The organism is Nostoc sp. JL33, assembly GCF_017114985.1.
GTDB lineage: Bacteria > Cyanobacteriota > Cyanobacteriia > Cyanobacteriales > Nostocaceae > Nostoc.
The window spans coordinates 1-21,316 of sequence record NZ_JABXKP010000036.1; the positions used below are offsets into that span (position 1 = coordinate 1).

Genomic DNA, 21,316 nt, shown 5'->3' on the forward strand with positions numbered 1-21,316 from the left:
GTTTTTACTGCTGAATTATTTTAATCTACGCTTAATTTAACAATGTATCAATTAATTTATCCTAAGTTTGGCTAATCCAGATGTTTTTTTCTCGCTCGTGAGAAATACCGCCGCAGGCATCGCCTTACATACTATTGTTTAGATATTAGATAATTCTTAAAAAGAAAGCCAAGTCAAATTGAAGACTATCAAATTTATATTAATCCCTGGTAAATATCTACGGATATTAGCTGCTACTGTGTTCTTCATTGCATTGTTCATTGGATGTACGCCAACACCCAAAGTTTCGACACCTGTCAAACCCTCAACAAGCGTTAACCTGCTCTTAGGAAATCCCAGCAATGCGATCGCCCTGGTCGGTACTCCTGATAATTATCTCCTGGTTAAACCACAATATGTAGTCTCTTACAACAACAGCAAGGGTACACCTAATTGGGTGAGTTGGCAGTTAAACAAGTCATGGTTGGGTACTACAGACCGTCAAAATAACTTCCGACCTGACGGCACATTGCCTACAAATTTTGCGCGAGTGACACCGACTATATACACAGGCTCAGGATACGACAAAGGTCACATCATTCCATCAGCAGACCGCACCAAAAGCGTAGAGGATAATGCTAGTACATTTTTGATGACAAACATGGTTCCCCAGACTCCCGATAATAATCGCAGAACTTGGGAAGGTTTAGAACAATACTCTAGGGAGCTTGTCACAAAAGAAGGTAAAGAACTTTACATCATTGCCGGGCCATTAGGGAGCCAAGGTGAACCCCTCAAAGGAAAAGTAACGATTCCCGCATCAACCTGGAAAATCGTTGTTGTTTTGGAACCTGGTGTTGGGATTAATGGCATCACCACAAAAACTCGGGCGATCGCGGTGAATATCCCTAATCAGCAGGGGATAGACCCAGACTGGAGAAAATACAGAGTTAGTATTGACCAAATCGAAGAACTGACAGGATATAATTTTCTGTCTAATGTGCCTGAAAATATTCAAAACACAATTGAAGACAAGATAGATATTCAGTGAGTTTTTGTCAAGTTTCTACAACCTTAGTAGAAAGCCCTGCTAAATCACCTGTTGGAGTTTCGCCGACGATGTAAGCATCAATTTCGATTTCCCCTAAGCGATACACCTGCGGGTTTTTTAAGCTCGATTTAATTGTTTGCACAAGCGTTTTAAATTTGTTGACAGTTGCTTTCTCTTCTTCGCCGTGCCAGTCTTCAGGAGTTGTCGCCACTTGAAAAAAATCGTCAACCCCTACGATTTTAATGGGTGTATCTTCAGGGTGATTTGTCTGTTGTATAACTTTCTCTGGTGTAGCAGGTGGTGTAGCTGACCATAAGAATGCTTCTAAGGGGCACTCAGACTCACTCATCATGAGTAAGCCGTCGGATGCTTGTTTTAACTGTTCTAGAATTTCTGAATTAGTTTTGGTCATAAGCACTTAATAGAGCGTAGTTTACCACCGCAGGCAGGCATCGCACATAAAATAGTATCCATCTCGCCATGCATCCACCACACCCGTAAGCCGCATTTATTAACCGAGGCGATGGCGTAACCGCCCGCCGCAGGCATCGCTGCTTGGCAGATTTACAAGCGTCACCGATAGCGTAGCGTTAGCGTTAGCGAGGAACGAGCGTCCGCAGGAGCGTCACAGCCCGCACTTCAACAAAGCTCAGTGACCACCGGAGGCATCGCCTCATACACTGTGCAAAATATTGGGGTATCAGGTATTTTATTATACCTTGTATAATAGAGCCATTATTTTTGAATTTCCTCCAGCCAACTCTAGTAAGGGAAAAAGTTATATGAAACTAATTAAAAAAGTTTTAGCAATATGTTTTTTATTATTTGGCATTCCATTTTCTGCTGTGATGATTCTAGAAATTCTCAATCCCAAAACTCCCGCTCAAGGAAAAGAAAATGATGTAGCTGCTTTAACTATTCTTACTATTCCGTCAACCATTCTAGGAGGTTGGTTGAGTTGGTCTTTAGTGCAGCAGAATCGAAAGGAAAAAGCATTACTTCTGGAATCAGAACAAAAGCATCTTCAGTTAGTGTTCTTAGAATTAATTGAGCAAAATGCTGGCAGAATAACGGTATTGCAACTGGCGAAAAATGCTGAAATATCAACCCAGTTAGCTAAACAATATTTAGATGAGAAAGCCAAGGAACTTAATGCTGATTTTGAAGTAAATGAAGAGGGAAATGTTTTGTATCATTTCTCTTGACACACTATACAGTATCATCCATCCAACCGCACTCCGGGCAATCCCAATGCACCCGTGCTGTGTAATCCCGGTCAAACTCATACCCGCACTGAGGACACTTGCCAGTAAACATAGGATGGGTATCTAGCAATTCTAGCTGTTGCTGTTGCGTCCGCCTCTGCTGTGGTTGCACAATCAACTCGCCGTTATAGTAGCTTGCGCCTTCTGGTTCCCACAGTTCTACTGGTTCGGCATTGGGGTCTTCACGGAAGTCTAGGCAGCTGTCACCGTCTACCCCATCAAGATGGACAGCACAGACGAGGTACGGGTTATGGGCATACAGGAGACAGCGATCGCACTCTGGAATTTTCATAGTACCAGTTTATCTAGTACAAGTAGCGATCGCCTCCTGGTCTAACTTTGACTCTAAGAATTTTTAAGTTACTTTCTGCCTCGCTCTTGCATTTCTTGCTGGCGCATGGGCATAGCGTCAATTTGCTCAAAAATTGTTGTCGCCCTTACTGGTGTAGTGTCTTGGCGCTTAACACCACCATCTTTGCCTACCAAAATGACGCGAAAATTTTCTTTATTAACCCCAAAGCGATCGCGCAACTTTGCAGCAGAAGACTCATCTATTAACTGTCCATTGGCATAGCTTTTATTTGTTGCCAAAACCTGAACGAGAACTAAATCCCGGTCTGCAAAACCACTTTTTTGCTGCAATAGCTGCATCTGTTGCTGATAGGTATGGTTATCAACAGACGGTGCAAAGACTAGTAACACGCGGTTTTGCCATTTTTGGGAACTGAGGTTAAATGAAGACATTTTGATGGCTAGGGTTGAACCTTGAGCAGTACCAGCAATGCTGACTGGCGATAAGACTATAGACGCGGTGAGGGTCAGGGCGATTAATACTGAGTTATTCACTTCGGGTGTTGTTAGAAACGTTCCATCATCTCAAACTATCATCAGTTTTCCCACTCTGACTCTATCTGGTGATTGAATAAGTGTGATGTCTACTTTTTAGAGCGATCGCTTCCTCGGTGTAACTTTTCCTCGCTTGTATTTCAGAGGTAAACTAGGCTCTATTATTCCCCATCCTTAAGCTCTAACTGATAAATCCGCATTGATGGGTATTCGTTCATCATCCGCCAGTAATACCCAGTAGGCGGTGACTGCACCCTACCACCGCAACGGTACAGAAAAACTGGTTCACAGGAGCGCATAGCTTTCTTCATCATCTGCTCTAGGCTGGGGTCTGGGTTAGCGTCGTCGTACCAGATAATATGAGATTTACCCAAATATTCAGCCGCCATTAAACTAGCAAATAGCCATTCCATAACTGATTGAATTTGCTCTGGCTCTACGCCGCAGCTTTGTTGTCCGTAGCATAGAATAGTTGGTTGGGCTGGTTTGGGTTTGAGGAAGTTTAAGAATTTCATGACGGTGAGAAACGCAACTATTACCAGGGTTCCCATTTGTTGAGGTGCGATGCCTAGCTTGGGTAAGAAAGTGCGATCGTAATTTTTAGGTGACATTGGGAATATCCCCCCGCAAGTTCCTCAACCAAACCGATGAGTTTAGCGATTTTTGGCGAAGTTTAAAAATACCAAATGTTGATCCGGTGCGCGAAAGGTCTTGCTTGATATCAGTTGGATAGCACCTGAACGCTTTGAAATCGCTCACCCAAATAAAAATTTTCCGGCAGACTTCCCATTTTGAAATTGTTGGGCTATATTAATATCAAGTTTGTAATATCAAGTTTGTAATATAAGTATAGAGAACTCTATTAAGTGCTGATTAAGGCTATTGCTAGGGTTTACATAAGGTAGTACGCGAAGGAGCAGGTAATGGCAAAGCATAGAGATGAAGGAGTAATCATACTTTCAGCCTTGGAAGAAGATTTGCTGACGGTTCTTATGGGTGGAGAGCCAATTTATGGTCTACAGATTTTGGAGATACTTAACCAACAAAGAAAAAAGTATGAAATACCAGATTTGAGAATTGGTTCGCTTTATCCAACATTGAAGCGAATGGAGGAACAAAAACTAATTAGAGGTGAATGGGGCGATCCGGTTGCAGAATCAACACGTCGGCGCTATTACACCATCACCGCTGTTGGGGAAATTGCTATTTCCCGCACTCAGGCATACCGTAGAGAGTTGGCGCGACGGGCTGAGGGACAATCTGCTCCCGAAGGTAAGATAGCAGATGGTTTTTCTGGATGGATTGCTAGTGTTTTTAACTAAGGAGAGAGAAAAATGCAAAACCAAGGCGATGAATACAATTTTTGGCGTGATGAGTTCTTAAAACAGCAAAGAGAGATTGAGAAAATGCGTCAAACTATGAATCAAATACTGCAAAAAAATCAACAAATAATTTCTGGAATTCAGAGCAGCCTTTCTCACATTGCACAAACACAATCAATGGCAGCACAACTGTCGCAACAAATGAGGGCTAGCTTATCGCTAACAGACTCAGCAGCTACACAACTGTCGAAACAAATGAGGGCTAGCTTATCGCTAACAGACTCAGCAGCTACACAACTGTCGAAACAAATGAGGGCTAGCTTATCGCTAACAGACTCAGCAGCTACACAACTGTCGAAACAAATGAGGGCTAGCTTATCGCTAACAGACTCAGCAGCTACACAACTGTCGAAACAAATGAGGGCTAGCTTATCGCTAACAGACTCAGCAGCTACACAACTGTCGAAACAAATGAGGGCTAACTTATCGCTAACCGACTCAGTAGCTACACAACTGGCGAAACAAATGAGGATTGATTTATTGCCAAATCGGGTAAAAATTCCAGAAGAATTGCTATTGACCGTAGAACATTTTAGCCAAGATGCAGTAGTTCTAATAATAGATAGTGGAGTTGCCGATAATGTTGATGAATCAGACTCAAAGTTAATCAACGAGTCATTAAATCCAGATAACAATAATTTACCAAAATATTCTAGGGAAAAGCTGTCAGCTTGGGTTCCCAAAGTTTCTGAAGAACATCGAGCATATTTAATTGACTACCGTAAATCTTGGTACGAAGGTAAACCATTAACTTGGCGTACTGACTTATATGTTTATTTACTAACTTTGCAATTTTTATTAATAGATGTACTCTGGTCGCATATTTCCTATCAACTGCAAAAATGGTTTCGACCAGTTCGCCGACCTCGGCTTTAGATCATAAAACTATTTCTAGACTGCTATCCGTCCAACTCAAATTACTAAATAAATAACCTGCCCGACTGTCTCAACTTTCAGACAGGTAATCAATTTTGGTCTTTAATACTAAAACTACTTGGCCTATAGTCATAATCTGTCCGCACTTAACAAGAACGCAAGACACTTAGTATATGGTTCGAGAACTCGAAAGAAAACGCCAAAGTGCAAAGTTTCCCGAAATTGCACCGGTTGCTAATCCCGTGGAAACAAAAAGTAAATGCCCATCTGGTAGTTGCGACCTACCAGATGGACACTCAAACATTTCTCCTAAATCAATTGCGCTCAATTTAGAAGCAGGAAAGTATATGTTACCAAATCATAGATCCTCTAGGGATGAAAACGTGTCTAATCTCGATAGCTGCATCAAGACCTATTCAGCAGTGGAGTTGAGTATTGCCCAAGAACGCCTCCGTCAAGCTCGGTGGAGTTTTAATTTAGCTTTGGCAATGACGGCGGCTTTTGCTGTGACCAGCTTGGTCGGTGTTGGACTACTGCTATCAGGCAAGACTACAGAAGGATCTGTTGCCGCAGCAGGTGGATTAGCCTCTAGTGTTCGCTGCCTCCAACTGGTGAAGGACACTAATGACCGACTAGACAAGATAGCTGCCGAAATTTAGTTTCTGTTGCGTCTTTAGGAGCGATCGCAACCATAAGAGGAAGCGATCGCTCCCCCCATTTTTAAGGGAAAACTAACAGTAGAAGCGATCGCTCCCAATCAAGCAAGGAAATATCGCAGCAAGGTGATCGCCCATCCCAACTTTTCCTCTAAGAATTTAAGTTCAACATCACTTAAAAAACTCCCCTTCATTCAAGTAAGAAATTTTACTATAAAAACATATTTCAGTGTATATACGGTGTGTATGCAGCTTTAAAATGACTAACTTGTAATAGATAATATAGCACCAGCTACTAAAGATACAGTGAATCAAGTTTAGAAGTTAAATGACTATCAAAAAAGCCTTGGCTATCAAACAGCCAGAGGTGGGGCAGATCATTCGTGATCTGCGGCTTTTGGCTGCGCTAACGCAAGAACAATTTGCAGCCACTCTAGGCGTTACTTATACCACGATTAATCGTTGGGAAAATGGACGCTCAACACCCTCGCCGATGGCGATGAAGCTTATTGAGCAGAAGCTTAATGAGATGGGCAGTCAGGGGGAAGATTTGTTGGCTAATTATTTGCGGAATTAGTTGCTTGCTCAGTTTTTGTGTGAGCGATGTCTACTTTTTGGGGCTGTTCGGTGACGCTGTTGGGTGCGATCGCAGATTTAAGCTGCCAATTCAAAATTAATTCCGGTCGATACACAGCAAGGGTTTGGGAGTATTAAGGAGTAGTTTTATGGAATTCTTTCCCTTTGAAGCATTTGACAATAATGAAGCCCAAAAGAAAATTTGGGAATGGTTAAAAGAAGCATTTAAAAATGATTCAGGTGTAGCATACTATCGTTACCCTGTTTTTACTCGTACTGGCAGACTGAATAGAGAACCTGACATACTCATACTTCATCAAGAGTTAGGTTTGTGGGTAATTGAGTGTAAAAGTTATTCTATTAATAATGTTTCAGCTATTCAAGGGCATGAATGGCAAATGAATAACTGGTATAACGAATCAGAAACACCAGTAGCTCAGGCTGAAGACCAAATGTTTGCTATAAAAAATAAACTAGATGAACGAAGAGAAACGAGAGGTAAAGTTAATTGCCATTTTAGAGTAGCACTTCCCAATATAAAACAAAAAGAATGGGAAGGAAAAGAATTTCATCAATTACCATCTGCTCAGGGAGTTGTATTAGTTTATGAAAATTTAACTCCTAGTTCATTAAGGAAGCACCTTACAGATAACGCTCAAAAATGCCAATTAAGCGATAAAGATTGGGAATTTGCTAAAGGAGTATTGGGAGGTACGCTGCCATCAAAAGAGCCTCGGTGTATTCCTACAGGTACACCACCAAATAATCCAATTAGGGTTATTCAATATATTGAATCTCAACTCAAAATTTTAGATAGTACTCAACAAAAAATTGCTTTTGAAGTTCCCGAAGGAGCGCAACGTCTTCGAGGATTAGCCGGAACAGGAAAAACTGTTTTATTAGCTAAAAGAGCCGCTAAAATACACATTAAACATCCAGACTGGACAATAGGCTTTATCTTTTTTACTCGTTCTTTGTATGACCAAATTCTTGAGCTAATTGCTTTATATCATCGGGAAATGCACCCTGATAATGCAGATCCAAATTGGACGAAGTTGAAAGTTTTACACGCATGGGGAGCAAAAGATCAACAAGGATTTTATCGTGACTTGGCTTCAAAATGTGGTATTAGAGCTAAAACACTTAATGATGTAAGAAATGAAATTGGTAATACTTCACCAGGAGATTCATTTGAATATATTTGTCTATCCTTACTTCGAGATAGAATCACTCAAATAAAAAACCAAAATCCAGAAAAATATAGTATTAATATTGAGTTAATATCTGAAATTATTTCCTTTAAAGATAATGATATTTTAGAGAATAAGAAAAAGTTTGATACCTTTTTTCCAGAATCATTACAATTCGATTTATTTCCTAGTTTATATGATGCACTGCTAATAGACGAAGGACAAGATTTACCTCCTATTTTGTATCAATTAGCTTATCAAATTTTATCTGATCCAGTAAGGCTTTACTGGGCTTATGATGAAGCTCAAGGAATTGGTTCTCTGATTGTTCCTGACGCAGATACTATTTTTGGTAGAAATCCTGATGGAAGTTTAGTAGTCGATCTTCGCGGAAATTATGAGGGTGGTATTCTTAAAGGTCATAGAATGAAGAAATGCTATCGTACTCCTCGATTTTTATTGATGACTGCTCATGCTATTAATATGGGGTTATTTCGAGAAGGTGGAGCTTTACAAGCAGTTACCCGTAAGAATCAGTGGGAAGCTTTAGGTTATGAAATTTTAGAAGGTAACTTTCAAGCTGTAGGAAAACCAGTTACTATTACTCGCCCTGATTCTGAAAGTCCGCATCCAATAGATCAGAAAGATTTTGAATTAAAAGACGCTGTAGGTTCAAGTCTAGTAGTTAAAACATTTAGTAGTGAAAATGAAGAATGCAAATGGATTGCTCAACAAGTAGGTAATGATATTAAATTAGGTTTCGATCCTTGGGATATTGTTATTACCGCTTTATCAGGAGATTATGAAAAAGAATATTTTTCATCAATGAAAATAGCTTTACAAGGGCAAGGTATAAAAAGCTATATCGCTGGTGTAGATGGCAGTCCTAGTATTTTTAGAATTAATGAATGTGTAACTATATCTAATATTTACCGTGCTAAAGGTAATGAAGCATGGAAAGTCTATGCTTGTCGTTTTAATTATGCTACTGAACCGCTTTTATTCAAACAAGAAGAAGAACTACACAAACGTAATGAGGCTTTTGTTGCTATAACTCGCGCCCGTGTTTGGTGTGTAGTTACAGGCTTGGATAGTCCTATTTTTGATGAATTACAAAAAGCTATTGAGCAATATCCTAACTTTACTTTCCCTGCTTTCAATAAGAACTCATTAAAGCGAGTAACTGAAGAACAGGGTGAGGATTTAGCTACTGCATCTCCACAAAACTAAAAGTAACTTAACTGGTTTTTACGTGATAATTATTACACTTTGTTGAGAAATGCGATCGCTCCCATTCTTAGAGGAAACCCCAGGCAGGCGTAGGCGTAGCCCGTCGCAGACATCGCACCCCCATTTTTCAGGGAAAACTAACATGATTGAGCGGATCGCTCCCAATCAAGCGAGGAAAAAATAGCGATCGCTTGCTTAACCTACTGCACAGATTACATTTATGAGTCAATACCCAATAATTCTGATTCCAGGGGAAATTGAGAGAGTCAAGTCAGCCCTGCCACCAAAACCCATATTCATATTCACAGAACCGTTACCTCAGCAACCAGGAGCAGAACCGCAGAAACTGAATACAACAGTTATTGCTGTTGAGGCAACCGTCGCCACCGTGCCTAGCGTTGCCATAGCCTCTCAAGGTGGAACAGTGCCAGGGTTATTGTTGTTTTTGTTAACAGCAGGAGCGATCGCAGCCCAAGCATGGCATCAAATCACAACCTACCCTCAACGCAAGCAGAAACATGATGGTGAGGTGGCAGACTATCCTAGAAAGTTGAAAAGGCACAAACAAGAGGAACAAGAGCAGGAAAAGGAAGTTAAAGCAGCCCGCAGTCCTGAACGAGTGACAGAGTTTCGCTACAAACTGTTACTAGAAGTTCTCAGTCAAACTGTACCTCATGATGGGAATAGCGGCGTAGCAAAAGAAGGTTGGGCAGAAGCTCAATTTTGCAATTATCTCAATCGACATTTCTCAGGTAAAATTCACAAAAAGCTAACTCTCACAATCCCTGACTTTGACTATCCATACAGCCCAGACTTTGCATATATTGACCAAGGGTTGAATCTTCGCATCGATATTGAGATAGATGAACCTTACGTTTATCACACTGGAAAACCTACACATTATGTTGAGTCTTCTAAAGACAGCAAGCGTAATAATTTCTTTATTAATAAAGGTTGGGTTGTAATCCGCTTCAGTGAGGAGCAAATTGTCCGTTGTCCTGACAGCTGCTGCAAGACCGTCGCCCAAATCATTGCTCAAGTTACAGAAAATAACTTGATTTTGAATCAGTTTGCCAGCTTTTCAGAGCTACAACCTATGAAGCAGTGGACACAAGCTGAAGCAATGCAGATGGCAACAAGTAGTTATCGCAAGAAATATTGTAAATAGCTCTCCTACAGGAGGTGCGATCGCCCATCAGAATTTACCAGCCGTTTGGAGACGGTATTAGGTAAAGTAGCAGTAATTTGATTGTGTTTATCCTTCATTCAAGCGAGGAAAGCGATCGCCCTCACTCGATTCTTAGAGGATAAGTTAAGGATGCGTAGTTTACCAATCGCGCTCAAGCCTAAAAATAAGCAGTTTAACCAAGATAAGGATATTGTGGCGGTTTGATTGTCAATAATTCTGTCCAGTATCGTATAGCATTGTGTTTGGTGGTTTCTATGTCACGCGATTTGTGAACTCTGCCTATTTCCATTAGAAAATATGTAAGTTTAATAGCAGTAAGTAAATTAATCAACCCTACCGCTTTAAAATTTTGTAAAAATAAGTGGAGCAGAATTTGTAATTTTTGTTTATGACGAAAATACATCCACCATTTCATTTGATGTATGGCAATGCTGGTTTGATAAACTAATGTAGTTTCTACTTGGGTTAATTTATCTTTAACTTGATGATAAAACTGCATTTCTTTGTCAAAATCATCTGCTTTTTGGGCGAAAACAGCATCATCAGATAATTGATAAGCCTGACTAATTAACTTACCTGCCGTTTCTGCCTGCTGTTGAGTATAACCAAGTTTCATATATATGGTAGCTGCTGCTGATGCTAATTCTGCAAACTCCTCAGCATCATGTAGCCAATATATTTGTGCTTGTAATTCCCCTAGTGTGGCTGCTAAACTTTCATTCATATTAAATCTAAGTTTTTCTCCAAGACAATCTGGTAGTGATTAACCACACCAGTATTTTAGGTCTTAAGGGTTTCCTCTAAGAAACTGAAAACGAGCGATGCCGTACCACTTCCCTACGGGACGCTACGCGAACGTGGATCTTGCTACGCGGAGCGTCTCCAAGAGTTGGCGGGCTGCTTGCTCGGTGTCGCTAGCCATAGTTTAGACCGGGGCGGGGCGCACCTGTGCAATTTACTAGCGATTGGGCGTTTGCCTTGGCGCGATCGCTAATCTTGGTCAAAGAGGGGAGCAAATCATGTGTCAAAACGTTGTAGGCTGTGGATCACAGGGTCTACAGTCAGCGCGATAAAAAAAATCGGCATGGACGTGCCAAAGTTCTAACGCAGTCAGAGATACAGCTAATCTTCAGTGAGTGTTGGGAGCGGTGGCGGCGTTGTCGATGCTCTCACCTGTGGCTAGTAATGATGTAAATGACGCTCTCATCGGAATTGAATGTATACACATAAGACATAGTGATGACACAACATTGACATAAGTCTAAATAAAATCTTTAAAAAAAAAGAACTGTTAGTTAATGAATTAATCTAGTTAAATTCATCACAATTAAGTCAAAAAATTAACTGGCTTAATTACAAGAGTTCAATAAAGGAAAAAGATTCATGAACAGGATTATTGCAGCAATAGTGGCAATACCAGTGTTGGTTGCCTCCATGCCAAAACAGGCATCAGCACTCTCAGTAGTCAACCCGAATGTTCAAAAACCACAAGTCGGAACATTACTTGCAAGACTTACCCAGCGTCGTCGGTGGATACGTGGGCGTTGGATAACAAGAAATCACCATCGCGTATGGGTTAAGGGTCATTATCAGTATTACTAACCACGAACTAAGCGTGAGATTTAGGTATTTTTGGTGCTAAATCTCACGCTTAGTAGTTCGCCCTTGAGTGAACTTGGTTATTTATTGGGGAAAGGGAGAAAACACTTTTCCTTTAACCTTTTATATACACCCCAATCCGAAAAAGCGCATTTTGGGGTTGGCAGACCAGTAGGGCGATGCCTACGGCGGAACGAAAAGCGACCATCGCAGTTTTTCTTTCTTGACTTTGCTCTCTTACTACGGGTGAGCAGTAGAAAAAATACTTGCATATTCGTAGTATTATCAGCATGATTCTTGATATCAATTTTTATACAACGATAAAAAAATTGGAGTCATATCAATGTCTACATTTACCGTCACTAATACTAATAACAGTGGTGCAGGTTCACTGCGGCAGCAAATTCTAAATGCCGATCTCGCTGGCGGAACAAATATCATCAATTTTGGTGGACTGTTTTCTGATGCGATCGCTCATACCATCAATCTGACTGGTAGTAGTCTGAGTATCACAGATAACCTGACCATTGAAGGCATAAATGCCAGCTTACTAACAATTAAGGATGATACTGCTGACCGTGTTTTTGACATTGGCAAAGGTGTAACATCTGCAATCAACGGGCTGACTATTACCAATAGCTACGATGGCACAGGAGGAGGAGGTGCCATATCCAATGAAGGCATCCTGACCTTGAGCAATAGCATCATCACTGGCAACAGCGCAAAGATCAACACAACAGATGGCGGATACCTCCTCGGCCAGGGCGGCGGCATTTACAACACTGGCAGCCTGACCGTGAATCACAGCATCATCAGTAACAACACAGCACTTGATGGCGGGGGCGGTATTTACAACACTGGCAGCCTAACAGTCAACCACAGCAGCATCACTGACAACACTGCAAGTAGCGGTGGCGGCGGCATCGAAAGCAACTATAGTAATCCCACCATAACAACCGTTAACTACAGCACCATCGCTGGCAACACAGCAAGTACTGGTCTCGGCGGCGGAATTTACAACACTGGTGGCAGCCTGATCGTGAATCACAGCATCATCAGTAACAACACTGCAAATGGCGGCAGTGCCAGCATCGGCAACTTCTACGGCAGTGGCGGCGGCATTTACAATACTGACAGCTTGACCGTGAACTACAGCATCATCAGTAACAATACTGCAAATAGCGGCGGCGGGATCGAAGGCCGCTATTATAGCAATACAACAGTGAACAACAGCATCATCAGTGGCAACACTGCAAATAACGGCGGCGGCATCTACATTGACATTTCGGAGGATAGCCAAACTTTATCAGTTAGTAATAGCAGTATTAGTGACAACACGGCAAGTTTTAGTGGCGGCGGGATCGGTGTTGGCGACTACGAAGACGCCTACAGTGGTATTACTATAACCGTGAGTAATAGTATCATTAGTGGCAACTCGGCACTAAAAGGCAACGGCGGTGGGATCTATGATGGTGCCGGCGGCGGCGGGAGCTATGATACTACTGGCGCGATCATCATATCTATTCCCGGCTTAACCCCTAATACTTTAAATGTAATTAACAGCATCATCAGTAACAATTCGGCAGGAGCAGACGGCGGCGGCATCTATAATTATTCCGAAGTGCAGAATGATATTCCTAATTTCACGTCCAGCACTATAAATGTGACTAACAGCATCATTAGTGGCAATTCGGCAGGGGCAGACGGCGGCGGCATCTATAATTTGGGTATTATAACCCTGAGTAATAGCATCATAAGTGGCAATTCAACATCCCTTGCCTCCCCTGCACCCCCTGCCTCCCCTGCACCCCCTCCCGACCCCGACCTTGCTGAACCGAACGTTATTGATTCGGGGACAAACGGCGGCGGCATCTATAACGGAGGCTTTACTTACCCCGGCTACAGAGAACCTGATAATGTAGCTTATGGCAACCTAACAGTGATTAATAGCATTATTAGTAACAATTCTGCCTCTAGTGGAGGCGGCATCTACAATAATGGTATCCTATCAGTGAGTTACAGCAGCATTAGTGATAACTATGCCAGGGACTACGGTGGTGGGATCTACAACTCTAGCTCTAACGAATTCAGCCTCTCCTACACTGACTTTATTAACGATTCCTACAAGTACAATACATTAGGTATTGTTACCGTGACTCATAGCAGCATTAATGGCAATACGGCACTTACTGCCGGCGGTGGCATCTACAATAATCCTGACCAAGACTTTGGCAAGATGGTGGAATACCCTAAAGGCAGTGGTTTGTTCGCTAATATTACATACGATGGCTTAGGCATCGTTAAGGTGAGTTATAGCAGTATAACTGGCAATCAGGCACACTTCGGCGCTGGGATATACAACAATGCCACCTTAACAGTAGGCAACAGCATTATCAGGCACAATAAAGCTTTCGGGATCGAACTCAGTTCTGGTCAAGAAGAGTCTGGCAAGGGTGGCGGGATTTACAACTCTGACTCTAGCTATGCCACGGCCACAATAGACTACAGCACCATCGCTTGTAACTTTGACACACCCGAAGAGGATTCAAATAAGTTTATCAAGCTTGATAATCTTGTAGGTAAATTCATCACTAAAGGTTCAGTGGTGAGAGTTTAAGTATGGGTATAGTGTCCATACCCCTCTGTTTCTCAAGAACTGACAATTATTAGCATAGTTTAGTTCTAACTCCCAACACCTACTTGTTCCACGGTAGCTTTGTCCCCATCTCGGTCAATGCCGAGAACACCAGATACATCACAAGCAGACCAGCACTGATAATAAAAATCACAATGTCGTTACAGCGCTTCCCGCTATTATGCAATACAGTTTTTCTTCTTGCCCCTCTCCTAGCATAGCTTTCAGCTTTGAGGATGTACCCCATAGCTGCCGGAAGTGCTGTATTCATTGGTAAAGTGGCAATTCTAACTAACCAGGTGAGGTATTTGACCGCCTTCGCGCCCGACTATGCAGTGAAATATGGCATGGGGTGCAGAGCGGGATTAGATTTTCAAGTCGGTTATCTTCAGGCGTAAAATTGGCATGGTGTACCGAAAGCGTCATTACTGTCCATTCAGAACGGGACAATCCCTTTGGCTTTTCGCTCTTGTCGTAAAACACCTTTGTCCGCAGTGCCGACAGCGCCACTGGGCTGCTTGTTTGATACTTGCGCTATTTCGTCCCAATTGTTTGCTCCCGCGTTTTCTGTAGATGGGCATTGCCGACGATATTCCCCAAAGCTGTTGGGTAGTCTTATTAACTCTACCAATTTTTGAGAGCAGCGATAACAACTAAAGCGTAGCTTGCCGTCGTAAACATCGCACATCATTCAAGCGAGGAAAGGAGCGATCGCATGGGTAGATAGACTTATCTATTACTATGTGTTTTCTAGTAAATTACTAGCCAGTTGTGGCGTCCCTTGCGCGTCTCCAAGAGTTGCGATGACCGAGCGCTTTTCGTTGGCTGCTGAGTTATTCTACAGCAGTTGGTGTTTGAGGCGTAGTGCTAGTAGATTCTTCAAGTTTGGTACCATAACTACCTAGCATCAGCACCGTAAATAACGTCAGCACTATGCTCAGTTGTCGAGGTTTGAGTTGATTGTTCATTACGCATTGAGTTCACTGAGATTGATTTTTGGTTGTGTGATGTTAATCAAATCTCGTTATTTACCTAGAATCTTTAATAAAGCCTGCCGATAAATATTTATTCCCTGATTATTTAAATGAGCGCCATCTTCTGAACTTAAATCATCTTTCAAAGCCTGATTCTCATTTAATGATTGAACCTCTTGTAGTTCCAATGGGATATTAGCCAAAGCATCACTCATAGCGCCACGGAGAGCGAGTCATTGAGCGTCACTGCCCCTTAAAGTAGACATCGCTTTTTATTCTTAGAGGAAAAAATAGCAGTAGGTGCGTTGCTTGCCGCCGTAGGTCTTACCCTGAGCCTGCGCCGTACCCTTCCCTACGGGACGCCAGGGGCGAACGGGATCTTGCTACGTGCAGCGTCTGTCTGCGACACGCTGCGCGAACGTAGAGAAGGGCATCGCTCATTGCAACATAAGTGCCTCAAGATTGAACTGCCTTCTTCAAATTACTCTGCCATCAATGGGTAATGATAAGTCACCAGACCATTCATTTCAAGAGCCAAAAATCATGACAAACAATATCATTGACAGAATTCATCGCTTTAACCTTGGACGCAACCCAAAACTGCTTGAATTAAAATACAAGGCAATGCGTTCTGATGTTTTTACTTTTTATCGCGGCACATGTCATTTATTTTACGAAGACTTCCCTAAAGATTCCCCACTGAATGCAGGCCCGCCAGTATGGATTTGTGGTGACTTGCACCTGGAAAACTTTGGTAGTTATAAAGGTGATAACCGATTAGTTTACTTTGATCTTAATGATTTTGACGAAGCATGTCTTGCTCCTTGCACCTGGGATGTTGTGAGGTTTATTACTAGTGTGATAGTTGGCTCTCACGCGCTGAAGGTGAATGAATCAGAAGCATTGCATTTAAGCAATTACTTTCTTGATGCTTACAGCAATGCTTTAGCTAAAGGTACTGCTAGAAGTGTAGAAAAGGAAACCGCTTCGGGCTTAGTTAAAGATTTATTAAAAAGTTTAAAAAACCGCCTTCGTCCAGAATTTTTAGAGCAGCACACCAAGTCAAAGAAAGGTAAGCGGTACTTAATTATTGACGATAAACACATTCTTGAAGCTACAGAATCATCACAGCAAAAAATCACAAAACTCATCTCCAATTGGCACAAATCTACAGAAATAGATGCGAATTTTTATCAAGTTTTAGATGTACAACAGCGAATAGCTGGTACAGGTAGTTTAGGGTTAGAACGTTATGCAGTTTTGGTAGAAGGGAAAGGTTCTCCTGATGGTAATTATCTATTAGATTTGAAGCAAACAAAAACTTCCTCATTACAACCCTATTTAACACTACCTCAGCCGGATTGGTCGAGTGAATCTGCACGGGTAGTAGCTATCCAACAACGGGTGCAAGGAACCCCACCTGCTCTTTTAGGGGTAATAGTTGAGGGGAATAAATCTTATGTTTTGCGAGAGTTGCAGCCAGTACAAGATCAGGTGGGTTTACAGGCGTGGGATGGAAAGCTAGAACGCTTAAATAAGTTGATGCAGACAATGGGTGAAGTGACAGCGTGGGATCAATTACGCAGTGGTGGTAGACAAGGTTCTGCGATCGCAGATGATTTAATCAAGTTTGCTCACTTATCTGATTGGCGTAATCAAATTCTTGAGTATGCAATCAGCTACTCTTTGCAAGTAGAACTAGATTACCAAGAATTCTGTCAAAAATCGTGAATCTTGCCTAGTCAAAAATTGCTATGTAATTAATTCTGTTTGATTACTTATGCCGCTAGGATTAGAGAAAGATTAATTAATGCGGGAGCAAGTTGATGCGCCTTACCAGAAGCCGGAGGGCAGTATTGCTCCTACTGCTTGGCGGATTTATTCCCTTACTGATATTTGGGGACTTAGCAGAGGATGTCTGGAAACAAGGCGGATTTTTCTTCGATGTTCCCCTATTATTAGCTATTCACAGCACTGCCCAACCGAAACTAGATGTTTTTGTCTCACACTTGACGAAGTTAGGGGTGTTTTGGGGGGTATTCCCAGCAGCAGCAATGATTGCGCTGTTCCTACTGATTCGACAACGGTGGCGTGCTTTAGAGTACTTTTTGACAGCCTCGGTGGGCAGTATAATCATTAATCAGACGGTTAAGCTATTACTGCACCGGGCACGTCCCCATTTGTGGACATCACCCGCTCCAGAATTTGATTATGGCTTTCCTAGTGGTCATGCTATGGCTAGTATGACTTTGGTGGCGGCTTTGAGCATTTTGAGTTGGAACAGCCGTTGGCGTTGGTTTGTTCTGATTATCGGAACCCTGTTTGTCTTAATAATTGGTTGGACACGTTTGTATCTAGGAGTCCATTATCCAAGTGATGTATTAGCAGGATGGATGGTGGCATTGGGCTGGACACTTGGAGTCAGCGTGCTAATCAACCCACATCAAGTTCGCCAGAGATATCAATAGTAAACAAAGTACGTTCAATCGGGAGGAACTCATGCAACAAATGTTCATGTATGGGTTGACTGATAATTTTTCGTACTAAGCACTAATAGATTCAGATAACAAACCTGATAGTGAGTGAAGGAAAGAACTGTGAGACTGCTGTTGAGCGTTCAGAGCGCAGATCAGTGCAATAATTAACTGTATTTAAATCTGTACGATAAGAGAAATTACAGTTATGGGTTGGTTACAAAGACTGTTTGGACTTGAATTACCAGAAGATGCTCAAGTTAACCCAGATCCGACTCTAATTGCTGACGATTCCGAATCGGGGGAAACTATTCCTCTGGAACGAATCGGACTAAATGGAGAATATGACCAAAGTGGTTTAGCAAAAAGAGTAGCCCTAGCTTTTGACGAAGACTCGCAATTTGATGAGATTGATTCTGTCTATGTTGCTCAGTTGGGAAGTAGCGTAGTTTTAAAGGGAGAAGTAGCAACACAAGAGATATTGGCACAATTGGTGGAGACTGCCAGAGGGGTGAGTGGCGCTAGTGATGTGCAGAGTGATGAAGTCAGTATCGGGTAAAATATTGGGAATTAAATATTAGAGGATGAGGAGCAAGAATTAACGGCAATGAACAATCAACTTAAACCTCGTAAACTGAGCATGGTAGTGACATTATTTACAGTGCTGGTGCTAAGTAGTTGTGGAAAAAAACCTGAAGAATCTACTAGTACTACGTCTCAAACACCAACTGCTGTTGCTCCAGCTAGTCCTGTTCCTAGTACAGCAGCTAGTCCTGTCCCTGGAAATACAACTTCTAGCTCTAAGAAGCCAGCATCGGCGAATAAAACAGCAGTTTTAGCAGCAGCACAAAATCTCGGAGTGAAACCACAAAACCAAACAACTTGCCCAAGTGATGCACAGGTAAAAGGCAAGATTACAAATAAGAGAGGCAACATTTATCACCTTCCCAAAACCTTAGATTATGAAAAAGTCAAGCCGGATATTTGTTTTAAAGACCCAGCAACAGCACAAAAAGCTGGTTTCCGTGCGCCTAAGTGATCTAAACAGGGCAAATTTTCAAATACATCCTGCTTTCGCTCCTGCTCATTGCCGCACCAATTCTGTTAAAATCGCGTCTGCGATCGCATAAATGTTGAGGCAGTGCTATGTGTGCAAAGGGATTTGGGCAATCTCAAGGCACAAAGGATAAATGATGCACTGCTACGAGAGTTAGAAGGGTAGTAGATAAATAGTGGCACTGATTGATGAGCGATTGTGCAAACTGCCTGCTGATTTGCGATCGCACTCAGTGACTTTAGTCATGTTTAAGTAGTGACATTTGCTAGATATCTTTTCTTGATTATGCAGAATATATTGGCAATATACAAGTTAAGTAAAACAAGGACTAAAGGATATATGAACCGCTTAAAATCTCTTCTTCTTGGTGGTTTATTAGCTTCTGTTTCAATTGCTGCTCTTTCAACTCATGCTAATGCTTCTGTTGTGAATTTTCGCAATGATCATTTAAATACTAATACTATTGCTTTTAATAACGCTAAACTAATTCGTGAGCGTCAATTGCATGAACAGCAGCTTCGTGAACAAAAAGCTCGTGAATTGCGTGAGCGCCAAGCTCGTGAACAAAAGGCTCGTGAATTACGTGAGCGCCAAGCTCGTCTTCATCACTAAAATTTGAATTTTTACTTGCTCTGCGATCGCCCCCACCCAATCAAGCGAGGAAAAAAGAGCGATACCTACGGCGGTAAACTACGCACATTTACTATTTATTTTCTAGTGCATTACTAGCCAGTTGTGGCGTCCCTTGCGCGTCTCCAAGAGTTGCGATGACCGAGTGCTGTAAGTTGGGTGCTGAGTTCTACAGCGTTGGGTCAACAACTGGCGATTTGTGGCTATTCCGTTCTGTTGATATCTCATTTAAACTGCAATTCAGAGATAAGTTATGCCAAATTGCCAGAACCTTTGAACTTCAACTTTTTCTTAGAGGAAAAAAGAGCGTAGGCGCAGCCCGTCGTAGACATCGCTCCCATCTGCTAATCTGGACTATTCAAAGAATATAAGCAATATCACAGTTTATTGAACTAGGTATTTGAGGAACTGGCTTGATTGAGAAGATCAATAGCATCTTGGTCGAGCTTTATATTGACAGCTTTGATGATATCGTTGAGTTGCTCAACCTTTGTTGCACTAACAATAGGTGCGGTAATGGTAGGATTAGCAATGAGCCACGCCAGAGAAATTTGGGTGGGAGTAGAATTATAAGTCTTTGCCACCTGATCAATTGCCTTTAGAATTCGCAAACCACGAGGGTTTAAATATCTTTTTACAGAACTACCACGCAGACTAATAGACAAATCTTTTTCTGAGCGATATTTACCAGAGAGAAAGCCACTGCACAGAGAAGAATAGCTAATCACACCAATTGAGTGTTCTTGGGAAATTTGTTGTAAATCCTGCTCATAACCATCTCGGTCATACAAGTTATAACGGGGCTGAAGGCTTTCGTACCGAGGATAACCATATTGACGGCTAATTTCTAATGCCTGTAATAAACGCTCTGCACTATAGTTTGAAGCACCAATTGCACGTACTTTTCCCTGACGAATCAATTCCCCGTAGGTTTCAAGAGTTTCTTCAAGTGGAGTGTTTTCATCGTCGATATGCGATTGATATAGATCAATATAATCAGTTTGTAACCTTTGCAATGAGTCTTCAACAGCTTGTTGAATGTGTTTACGAGAAAGCCCTTTGCCTTTAACACCCATATCGTTGCCAACCTTAGTTGCAATCACCACTTGGTCACGATGACCACGAGAAATGAGCCATTTTCCTAAAATTGTCTCAGACTCTCCACCAATATTTCCCGCAACCCATTTGGAATAAACATCAGCTGTGTCATATTCCTTTAGTTTCATTTGTAAAACTTAGCTCAAATCCAATATAGTCTTCTTTTGCATTTTCATACAAAGCGTCCCATGCTCTACCAATATTTACCAAGTTCCCATTGAGCAATAAACCAGTGCTTTGTAGCAAACCTTGTTGGTAAGATTGATGTAGCAGTGATAGTGCTTGCAACACAGAGGATTTACCAGTGTTATTATAACCAGAGAGTAGGGTAAGCGATTTGAATTCAACTAATTGATTTTCAAATGCTTTAAAATTTAGCAGCCGTAATGAGCTAATCATTAAATGTAAAATATATATGTTATTGTTAATTCAATTTTATTCTAATTTTGTTGTGTAGTTAAAGCTATTTTAGAAAAATTATGTTTTTAGCAAATAACTGATATTTTAGTAGTATTGGCGGTTGATGATGGAATCTCAAAGTCTTCTGTTGGGACAGTATTTAAGCCTTATCGATTTTTGCACTTGCACTAACACTTATCAAAAGTACGC

Annotated in this window: 26 protein-coding genes; 15 read left to right on the top strand and 11 right to left on the bottom strand. The window is 41.6% G+C overall.

Annotation, left to right across the window (positions count from 1 at the left end):
• The first annotated feature begins 187 nt into the window (after positions 1-187).
• Entirely contained in the window at positions 188-1,030 is an 843-nt protein-coding gene (locus HWQ23_RS08405) for a DNA/RNA non-specific endonuclease (protein ID WP_375466674.1), read from the top strand.
• Between the two features lie 7 nt (positions 1,031-1,037).
• On the opposite strand, the gene HWQ23_RS08410 is transcribed toward HWQ23_RS08405, so the two are convergent.
• A complete protein-coding gene (locus HWQ23_RS08410; protein WP_292826306.1) occupies positions 1,038-1,442 on the bottom strand; it encodes a nuclease A inhibitor family protein in 405 nt (134 codons plus the stop codon).
• Between the two features lie 370 nt (positions 1,443-1,812).
• Between HWQ23_RS08410 and HWQ23_RS08415 the strand changes: the two genes are divergently transcribed.
• Complete coding sequence (locus HWQ23_RS08415; RefSeq protein ID WP_292826309.1) at positions 1,813-2,235, top strand: hypothetical protein; 423 nt, start codon at positions 1,813-1,815, stop codon at positions 2,233-2,235.
• 4 nt (positions 2,236-2,239) lie between these two features.
• On the opposite strand, the gene HWQ23_RS08420 is transcribed toward HWQ23_RS08415, so the two are convergent.
• The 3 genes from HWQ23_RS08420 to HWQ23_RS08430 form a co-directional block, all read right to left on the bottom strand.
• Entirely contained in the window at positions 2,240-2,587 is a 348-nt protein-coding gene (locus HWQ23_RS08420) for a hypothetical protein (protein WP_292826312.1), read from the bottom strand.
• Positions 2,588-2,655: 68 nt separating this feature from the next.
• Entirely contained in the window at positions 2,656-3,141 is a 486-nt protein-coding gene (locus HWQ23_RS08425) for a DUF4174 domain-containing protein (protein ID WP_292826315.1), read from the bottom strand.
• Positions 3,142-3,302: 161 nt separating this feature from the next.
• Complete coding sequence (locus tag HWQ23_RS08430; RefSeq protein WP_292826318.1) at positions 3,303-3,752, bottom strand: hypothetical protein; 450 nt, start codon at positions 3,750-3,752, stop codon at positions 3,303-3,305.
• A 312-nt stretch (positions 3,753-4,064) separates the two neighbouring features.
• On the opposite strand from HWQ23_RS08430, the gene HWQ23_RS08435 reads away from it, so the two are divergent.
• From HWQ23_RS08435 to HWQ23_RS08460, 6 genes are all read left to right on the top strand, one after another.
• Entirely contained in the window at positions 4,065-4,463 is a 399-nt protein-coding gene (locus tag HWQ23_RS08435; RefSeq protein WP_292826321.1) for a PadR family transcriptional regulator, read from the top strand.
• Positions 4,464-4,475: 12 nt separating this feature from the next.
• A complete protein-coding gene (locus HWQ23_RS08440; protein WP_292826324.1) occupies positions 4,476-5,399 on the top strand; it encodes a methyl-accepting chemotaxis protein in 924 nt (307 codons plus the stop codon).
• 347 nt (positions 5,400-5,746) lie between these two features.
• Positions 5,747-6,058 (top strand): TRADD-N-associated membrane domain-containing protein, encoded by a 312-nt coding sequence (locus HWQ23_RS33625; protein WP_375466675.1) that lies wholly within the window; start codon positions 5,747-5,749, stop codon positions 6,056-6,058.
• A gap of 325 nt (positions 6,059-6,383) precedes the next feature.
• Positions 6,384-6,632 (top strand): helix-turn-helix domain-containing protein, encoded by a 249-nt coding sequence (locus HWQ23_RS08450; protein WP_292826330.1) that lies wholly within the window; start codon positions 6,384-6,386, stop codon positions 6,630-6,632.
• A 148-nt stretch (positions 6,633-6,780) separates the two neighbouring features.
• The gene (locus HWQ23_RS08455) at positions 6,781-9,051 is read left to right on the top strand and encodes an NERD domain-containing protein (protein WP_292826333.1); all 2,271 of its coding nucleotides are present in this window, start codon (positions 6,781-6,783) and stop codon (positions 9,049-9,051) included.
• Between the two features lie 220 nt (positions 9,052-9,271).
• Positions 9,272-10,219, top strand: a complete 948-nt coding sequence (locus HWQ23_RS08460; protein WP_292826336.1) for a PDDEXK family nuclease — start codon at positions 9,272-9,274, stop codon at positions 10,217-10,219.
• A 193-nt stretch (positions 10,220-10,412) separates the two neighbouring features.
• On the opposite strand, the gene HWQ23_RS08465 is transcribed toward HWQ23_RS08460, so the two are convergent.
• The gene (locus tag HWQ23_RS08465) at positions 10,413-10,964 is read right to left on the bottom strand and encodes a hypothetical protein (RefSeq protein WP_292826339.1); all 552 of its coding nucleotides are present in this window, start codon (positions 10,962-10,964) and stop codon (positions 10,413-10,415) included.
• A gap of 659 nt (positions 10,965-11,623) precedes the next feature.
• Here HWQ23_RS08465 and HWQ23_RS08470 point away from each other — a divergent pair.
• Complete coding sequence (locus HWQ23_RS08470; RefSeq protein WP_292826342.1) at positions 11,624-11,842, top strand: hypothetical protein; 219 nt, start codon at positions 11,624-11,626, stop codon at positions 11,840-11,842.
• A gap of 340 nt (positions 11,843-12,182) precedes the next feature.
• A complete protein-coding gene (locus HWQ23_RS08475) occupies positions 12,183-14,456 on the top strand; it encodes a beta strand repeat-containing protein (protein ID WP_292826345.1) in 2,274 nt (757 codons plus the stop codon).
• A 79-nt stretch (positions 14,457-14,535) separates the two neighbouring features.
• On the opposite strand, the gene HWQ23_RS08480 is transcribed toward HWQ23_RS08475, so the two are convergent.
• From HWQ23_RS08480 to HWQ23_RS08495, 4 genes are all read right to left on the bottom strand, one after another.
• Positions 14,536-14,745, bottom strand: a complete 210-nt coding sequence (locus HWQ23_RS08480; RefSeq protein ID WP_292826347.1) for a hypothetical protein — start codon at positions 14,743-14,745, stop codon at positions 14,536-14,538.
• Between the two features lie 165 nt (positions 14,746-14,910).
• Positions 14,911-15,165, bottom strand: coding sequence for a hypothetical protein (locus tag HWQ23_RS08485; protein WP_292826350.1), 255 nt, complete (start codon positions 15,163-15,165; stop codon positions 14,911-14,913).
• 142 nt (positions 15,166-15,307) lie between these two features.
• The gene (locus tag HWQ23_RS08490) at positions 15,308-15,442 is read right to left on the bottom strand and encodes a hypothetical protein (protein WP_292826353.1); all 135 of its coding nucleotides are present in this window, start codon (positions 15,440-15,442) and stop codon (positions 15,308-15,310) included.
• 56 nt (positions 15,443-15,498) lie between these two features.
• A complete protein-coding gene (locus HWQ23_RS08495; protein WP_292826355.1) occupies positions 15,499-15,663 on the bottom strand; it encodes a hypothetical protein in 165 nt (54 codons plus the stop codon).
• A 328-nt stretch (positions 15,664-15,991) separates the two neighbouring features.
• Here HWQ23_RS08495 and HWQ23_RS08500 point away from each other — a divergent pair, with 328 nt between their 5' ends.
• The 5 genes from HWQ23_RS08500 (at position 15,992) to HWQ23_RS08520 (ending at position 19,591) form a co-directional block, all read left to right on the top strand.
• Entirely contained in the window at positions 15,992-17,179 is a 1,188-nt protein-coding gene (locus HWQ23_RS08500; protein ID WP_292826358.1) for a DUF2252 domain-containing protein, read from the top strand.
• Between the two features lie 95 nt (positions 17,180-17,274).
• The gene (locus HWQ23_RS08505; protein WP_292826361.1) at positions 17,275-17,916 is read left to right on the top strand and encodes a phosphatase PAP2 family protein; all 642 of its coding nucleotides are present in this window, start codon (positions 17,275-17,277) and stop codon (positions 17,914-17,916) included.
• Between the two features lie 214 nt (positions 17,917-18,130).
• Positions 18,131-18,481 (top strand): phospholipid-binding protein, encoded by a 351-nt coding sequence (locus HWQ23_RS08510; RefSeq protein WP_292826363.1) that lies wholly within the window; start codon positions 18,131-18,133, stop codon positions 18,479-18,481.
• Positions 18,482-18,529: 48 nt separating this feature from the next.
• Positions 18,530-18,961 (top strand): sunset domain-containing protein, encoded by a 432-nt coding sequence (locus tag HWQ23_RS08515; protein WP_292826366.1) that lies wholly within the window; start codon positions 18,530-18,532, stop codon positions 18,959-18,961.
• 357 nt (positions 18,962-19,318) lie between these two features.
• The gene (locus HWQ23_RS08520; RefSeq protein WP_292826370.1) at positions 19,319-19,591 is read left to right on the top strand and encodes a hypothetical protein; all 273 of its coding nucleotides are present in this window, start codon (positions 19,319-19,321) and stop codon (positions 19,589-19,591) included.
• Positions 19,592-20,001: 410 nt separating this feature from the next.
• Here the strand turns inward: HWQ23_RS08520 and HWQ23_RS08525 are convergent, their stop codons facing one another.
• Both HWQ23_RS08525 and HWQ23_RS08530 read right to left on the bottom strand, forming a co-directional pair.
• On the bottom strand, positions 20,002-20,835 hold the full coding sequence (locus HWQ23_RS08525) for an aldo/keto reductase (RefSeq protein ID WP_292826373.1): 834 nt from the start codon (positions 20,833-20,835) through the stop codon (positions 20,002-20,004).
• A complete protein-coding gene (locus tag HWQ23_RS08530) occupies positions 20,816-21,106 on the bottom strand; it encodes an AAA family ATPase (protein WP_292826376.1) in 291 nt (96 codons plus the stop codon). The genes HWQ23_RS08525 and HWQ23_RS08530 overlap by 20 nt, the downstream gene beginning before the upstream one ends.
• Positions 21,107-21,316 lie beyond the last annotated feature (210 nt).

Bases quoted from the DNA above. Each gene is read 5' to 3' on its own strand.
- HWQ23_RS08430 (WP_292826318.1), bottom strand. From the start codon at position 3,752: ATGTCACCTAAAAATTACGATCGCACTTTCTTACCCAAGCTAGGCATC.
- HWQ23_RS08520 (WP_292826370.1), top strand. From the start codon at position 19,319: ATGAACCGCTTAAAATCTCTTCTTCTTGGTGGTTTATTAGCTTCTGTT.
- HWQ23_RS08450 (WP_292826330.1), top strand. From the start codon at position 6,384: ATGACTATCAAAAAAGCCTTGGCTATCAAACAGCCAGAGGTGGGGCAG.
- HWQ23_RS08485 (WP_292826350.1), bottom strand. From the start codon at position 15,165: ATGATGTGCGATGTTTACGACGGCAAGCTACGCTTTAGTTGTTATCGC.
- HWQ23_RS08420 (WP_292826312.1), bottom strand. From the start codon at position 2,587: ATGAAAATTCCAGAGTGCGATCGCTGTCTCCTGTATGCCCATAACCCG.
- HWQ23_RS08480 (WP_292826347.1), bottom strand. From the start codon at position 14,745: ATGAATACAGCACTTCCGGCAGCTATGGGGTACATCCTCAAAGCTGAA.
- HWQ23_RS08465 (WP_292826339.1), bottom strand. From the start codon at position 10,964: ATGAATGAAAGTTTAGCAGCCACACTAGGGGAATTACAAGCACAAATA.
- HWQ23_RS08410 (WP_292826306.1), bottom strand. From the start codon at position 1,442: ATGACCAAAACTAATTCAGAAATTCTAGAACAGTTAAAACAAGCATCC.
- HWQ23_RS08490 (WP_292826353.1), bottom strand. From the start codon at position 15,442: ATGAACAATCAACTCAAACCTCGACAACTGAGCATAGTGCTGACGTTA.
- HWQ23_RS08435 (WP_292826321.1), top strand. From the start codon at position 4,065: ATGGCAAAGCATAGAGATGAAGGAGTAATCATACTTTCAGCCTTGGAA.
- HWQ23_RS08525 (WP_292826373.1), bottom strand. From the start codon at position 20,835: ATGAAACTAAAGGAATATGACACAGCTGATGTTTATTCCAAATGGGTT.
- HWQ23_RS08510 (WP_292826363.1), top strand. From the start codon at position 18,131: ATGGGTTGGTTACAAAGACTGTTTGGACTTGAATTACCAGAAGATGCT.
- HWQ23_RS08415 (WP_292826309.1), top strand. From the start codon at position 1,813: ATGAAACTAATTAAAAAAGTTTTAGCAATATGTTTTTTATTATTTGGC.
- HWQ23_RS08460 (WP_292826336.1), top strand. From the start codon at position 9,272: ATGAGTCAATACCCAATAATTCTGATTCCAGGGGAAATTGAGAGAGTC.
- HWQ23_RS08515 (WP_292826366.1), top strand. From the start codon at position 18,530: ATGAACAATCAACTTAAACCTCGTAAACTGAGCATGGTAGTGACATTA.
- HWQ23_RS08475 (WP_292826345.1), top strand. From the start codon at position 12,183: ATGTCTACATTTACCGTCACTAATACTAATAACAGTGGTGCAGGTTCA.
- HWQ23_RS08440 (WP_292826324.1), top strand. From the start codon at position 4,476: ATGCAAAACCAAGGCGATGAATACAATTTTTGGCGTGATGAGTTCTTA.
- HWQ23_RS08505 (WP_292826361.1), top strand. From the start codon at position 17,275: ATGCGCCTTACCAGAAGCCGGAGGGCAGTATTGCTCCTACTGCTTGGC.
- HWQ23_RS08500 (WP_292826358.1), top strand. From the start codon at position 15,992: ATGACAAACAATATCATTGACAGAATTCATCGCTTTAACCTTGGACGC.
- HWQ23_RS08470 (WP_292826342.1), top strand. From the start codon at position 11,624: ATGAACAGGATTATTGCAGCAATAGTGGCAATACCAGTGTTGGTTGCC.
- HWQ23_RS08495 (WP_292826355.1), bottom strand. From the start codon at position 15,663: ATGAGTGATGCTTTGGCTAATATCCCATTGGAACTACAAGAGGTTCAA.
- HWQ23_RS33625 (WP_375466675.1), top strand. From the start codon at position 5,747: ATGTTACCAAATCATAGATCCTCTAGGGATGAAAACGTGTCTAATCTC.
- HWQ23_RS08530 (WP_292826376.1), bottom strand. From the start codon at position 21,106: ATGATTAGCTCATTACGGCTGCTAAATTTTAAAGCATTTGAAAATCAA.
- HWQ23_RS08455 (WP_292826333.1), top strand. From the start codon at position 6,781: ATGGAATTCTTTCCCTTTGAAGCATTTGACAATAATGAAGCCCAAAAG.